Below are 4345 nucleotides of genomic sequence, written 5' to 3'. Positions count from 1 at the left end.
TTAGATGATGCACTGTTACAATTGCGGGAATTTATCGACGAAAACTCCGGTGAATTTTTTGTTCAGGTCTGGGGAAATGGAGCCAACTTCGACAACACGATTTTGCGCCGTTCATACGAACGGCAGGGGATCCCCTGCCCGTGGCGTTACTACAACGATCGCGATGTACGCACAATCGTTGAGCTGGGGAAAGCCATAGACTTCGATGCCAGAACGGCTATTCCATTCGAAGGTGAGCGCCATAATGCACTTGATGACGCTCGTTACCAGGCAAAATACGTTTCAGCTATCTGGCAAAAACTGATCCCGAGTCAGGCTGATTTTTAATGTTCAACCCTAATTGCCGCTAACCGTATATAGTTAGCGGCGGTTATGAGATATAGCTATGAGCAGCTTATTTTTAACCGAAGATGAATTGCTAATATTAACGGGCTGCAAATATGCAAGCCACCAGCGAAAATGGTTAATGGAAAACGGGCTTCCGTTCTATACCAATCGTAGTGGCAAACCGATTGTCAGCCGGGATCTATTTACCTGCAATAAAACTTTACCACCACGCGAGGTAGAGCCGAATTTTGGTGCGATCTGATGGGAAGACGAAGGAAAAATCCTGAACACGAAAAATTACCTCCAAATGTATACCCAAATAAATATAGTTATGTATGGAAACCAACATCCAGAGAATCTGTAACACTAACCGCCATCAAGGATGGTTTAGCTGCTTTATGGAAAAAGTATGAGGAAACTGTAAATAATCGCGATCGTGCAATGACATTCGGTCGCTTGTGGGAAAAATTCCTCGCCAGCGCCTATTACAGTGACCTCAGTCCAAGAACACAAAAAGATTATCTGCAACATCAAAAAAAGTTGCTTGCCGTATTCGGTAAGGTGCCGGCAGATTCCATAAAACCAGAACACATCCGTCGATACATGGACAAGAGAGGGGAACAGAGTAAAACGCAAGCCAACCATGAAAAAAGCAGTATGTCCCGCGTTTACAGTTGGGGGTATGAGCGAGGGTACGTGAAGGCTAACCCATGTGCAGGTGTAAGTAAATTCAAGGCCAAAAACCGCGAACGATATGTAACCGACAAAGAATACCAGGCAGTATTAAGCGTTGCACCTCTTCCTGTTTTTATCGCAATGGAAATTGCCTATCTGTGTGCAGCGAGGGTTTCCGATGTGTTATCGCTGAAATGGGAGCAGATTGGAAACGACGGGATCTTTATCCAGCAAGGGAAAACAGGAAAAAAACAGATAAAAGCATGGAGTCCACGATTACAGGCGGCGATCGAAAAAGCAAAACAGTTACCAACATCCGCCTATGTAATCAGCAATCAATACGGCAACCGATATATGTACAAAGGCTTTAACGAAATGTGGGTAGAAGCAAGAAATCGCGCAGGCAAAATTTCAGGTATTTTAACCGACTTCACCTTTCATGATCTGAAGGCGAAAGGAATTTCAGACTATGAAGGAAGCAGTCGGGATAAGCAACTTTTCTCTGGTCACAAAACCGAGGGGCAAGTGCTAATCTATGACAGGAAGGTTAAAGTTTCACCGACACTTGATGTCCCGTTACCTGAAAATATTCCAAGAAAATATTCCAAGTAATTCCAAGTGTGATTTTTGTCACTGACTTAATGATGTATAAGTGATTGAATTTTGGCGGAGAGAGGGGGATTTGAACCCCCGGTGGAGTTGCCCCCACTCCGGTTTTCGAGACCGGTCCGTTCAGCCGCTCCGGCATCTCTCCGCTCAGATGGTTGCCATGATGCCAGGAAATTTGGCATTTTAACAGTCCCTGTCCGTGCAATTTTGTTCAAGTGACGAGTTTGCGAGCAAAACGATGATTAAGTGGCCCTGGAAAGTACAAGAATCAGCACATCAAACTGCCCTTCCCTGGCAGGAAGCACTATCGATCCCCCTTTTAACGTGTCTGACAGAACAGGAACAAAGCAAATTGGTCGCTCTTGCCGAACGTTTTTTACAGCAAAAACGGCTTGTTCCTTTACAGGGCTTTGAGCTGAATTCATTAAGAAGCTGCCGGATAGCACTTCTATTTTGCCTGCCCGTTCTGGAGTTAGGACTGGAATGGCTGGATGGTTTTCATGAAGTCTTAATTTATCCTGCGCCATTTGTGGTCGATGATGAATGGGAAGACGATATCGGTCTGGTGCATAACCAACGTATTGTTCAGTCAGGTCAGAGCTGGCAGCAAGGGCCTATCGTTTTGAACTGGTTGGATATACAAGATTCTTTTGATGCTTCTGGTTTTAACCTGATTATTCATGAAGTCGCTCATAAGCTGGACACCCGTAACGGCGATCGCGCCAGCGGAGTTCCCTTTATTTCGTTGCGTGAGGTTGCTGGCTGGGAACACGATCTTCATGCTGCAATGAACAACATTCAGGAAGAAATCGAATTAGTTGGTGAGAATGCGGCGAGCATTGATGCTTATGCTGCCAGTGATCCTGCTGAATGTTTTGCCGTACTTTCTGAATATTTCTTTAGCGCCCCAGAACTTTTTGCTCCTCGTTTCCCTTCATTGTGGCAACGTTTCTGTCAATTTTATCAACAAGATCCTTTGCAGAGACTGCATCACGCTAATGATACAGACTCGTTTTCGGCGACGAATGTTCATTAATTAACAACTTTGCAGATTAATTAACCAATTGAAATGGCTTATGAAATTTAGTGTTGACAGACAAGGTACCGCTAAGTAATATGCGCCCCGTTCTCACGATTCCTCTGTAGTTCAGTCGGTAGAACGGCGGACTGTTAATCCGTATGTCACTGGTTCGAGTCCAGTCAGAGGAGCCAATTTTCTGTTTTCATGCATCCTTGCGAATCTTTATCTGATGTTGATTCAACAGGTTAGTGTGAAAACTCTTCTCGGTGCATTTTGATTTTACCCTACGCATCGGGAAAAATTGGTGGTCAAATCTGGGATCAGGTTAGTTCGATAATGGAGTGACCCCCATATATCCCTTACCGACGCAAAAATCCGCACCCTCAAGCCTTCTGATAAACCCTTTAAAGTCTCCGATTCTCACGGTCTGTATCTGCTGGTCAAGCCGGGTGGCTCCCGCCACTGGTATCTCAAATACCGTATTAGCGGTAAAGAATCCCGCATTGCGCTGGGTGCCTATCCAGCCATCTCCCTGTCTGATGCGCGACAGCAACGTGAAGGTATCCGTAAAATGCTGGCGCTGAATATCAACCCGGTACAGCAGCGGGCTGCTGAACGTGGCTCACGAACACCGGAGAAAGTTTTTAAAAACGTGGCGCTGGCGTGGCATAAAAGTAACAGGAAATGGTCGCAGAACACCGCCGACCGTCTGCTTGCCAGCCTGAACAATCACATCTTTCCGGTCATCGGGAACCTACCTGTATCAGAACTTAAACCCCGTCATTTCATTGACCTGCTGAAAGGGATCGAGGAAAAAGGTCTGCTGGAGGTTGCGTCCCGCACACGGCAGCACCTGAGTAACATAATGCGCCATGCGGTCCATCTGGAGTTAATCGATACGAACCCTGCAGCAAACCTTGGCGGCGTGACCACACCTCCTGTCAGACGGCACTATCCTGCCCTGCCGCTGGAGCGGCTGCCTGAACTGCTTGAACGTATTGGGGCATATCATCAGGGCCGTGAACTGACCCGGCATGCCGTTCTGCTGATGCTGCATGTGTTCATTCGCTCCAGTGAACTGCGTTTCGCCCGCTGGTCAGAGATTGATTTCACAAACCGAGTCTGGACGATACCCGCGACGCGAGAACCCATTATTGGCGTGCGTTATTCCGGCCGCGGGGCAAAAATGCGAATGCCGCATATCGTCCCCCTCTCAGAACAGTCCATCGCCATTCTGAAACAGATTAAGGATATCACCGGTAATAATGAACTGATCTTCCCCGGCGACCATAACCCGTATAAGCCAATGTGTGAAAACACGGTCAATAAGGCACTGCGGGTGATGGGTTACGACACGAAAAAGGATATCTGCGGTCACGGCTTCCGGGCAATGGCATGCAGTGCGCTGATGGAATCGGGTTTATGGGCAAAGGACGCAGTAGAACGCCAGATGAGTCATCAGGAGCGCAATACCGTGCGCATGGCTTATATTCATAAGGCAGAGCACCTGGAAGCCCGCAAAGCGATGATGCAGTGGTGGTCGGATTATCTGGAAGCATGCCGAGAATCTTATGCACCGCCTTATACAATTGGTAAAAATAAGTTTATCCCATAGTATACTAACGAATCCCACACTCTGGCAAATTACCACCACCTCTACAGGAGGTGGTTCTATATAGACTTTTATCAACTTTATGACGAAAAACACCTATT

General features: G+C 46.8%; 4 protein-coding genes, 2 tRNA genes and 1 pseudogene. 6 read left to right on the top strand and 1 reads right to left on the bottom strand.

The features are described 5' to 3' along the window. The 3 genes and pseudogenes from ACUU1I_RS19765 to ACUU1I_RS19755 form a co-directional block, all read left to right on the top strand. The coding region (locus ACUU1I_RS19765) for a 3'-5' exonuclease (RefSeq protein WP_033868997.1) at positions 1-327 on the top strand (327 nt) is incomplete at its 5' end. 58 nt (positions 328-385) lie between these two features. Continuing rightward, on the top strand, positions 386-589 hold the full coding sequence (locus ACUU1I_RS19760; protein WP_000096344.1) for a DUF4224 domain-containing protein: 204 nt from the start codon (positions 386-388) through the stop codon (positions 587-589). After that, positions 589-1639, top strand: a pseudogene (locus ACUU1I_RS19755) (tyrosine-type recombinase/integrase). Before ACUU1I_RS19760 ends, ACUU1I_RS19755 begins: the two are co-directional and overlap by 1 nt. 27 nt (positions 1640-1666) lie before the next feature. Here ACUU1I_RS19755 and ACUU1I_RS19750 read toward each other — a convergent pair. Continuing rightward, positions 1667-1756, bottom strand: a tRNA-Ser gene (locus ACUU1I_RS19750). Positions 1757-1849: 93 nt separating this feature from the next. Between ACUU1I_RS19750 and mtfA the strand changes: the two genes are divergently transcribed. From mtfA to ACUU1I_RS19735, 3 genes are all read left to right on the top strand, one after another. Then, entirely contained in the window at positions 1850-2647 is a 798-nt protein-coding gene (gene mtfA, locus ACUU1I_RS19745) for a DgsA anti-repressor MtfA (protein ID WP_001325918.1), read from the top strand. A gap of 100 nt (positions 2648-2747) precedes the next feature. Then, positions 2748-2823 (top strand) — tRNA-Asn (locus ACUU1I_RS19740). A 161-nt stretch (positions 2824-2984) separates the two neighbouring features. Further along, positions 2985-4247 carry a tyrosine-type recombinase/integrase gene (locus tag ACUU1I_RS19735; protein ID WP_024260632.1) on the top strand — a complete coding sequence of 421 codons (1263 nt, stop codon included), beginning with the start codon at positions 2985-2987 and terminating at the stop codon, positions 4245-4247. Positions 4248-4345: the final 98 nt, after the last annotated feature.

Source organism: Shigella sp. SIG3 (assembly GCF_053555855.1).
This window is presented reverse-complemented; position numbering and strand designations above follow the sequence as displayed.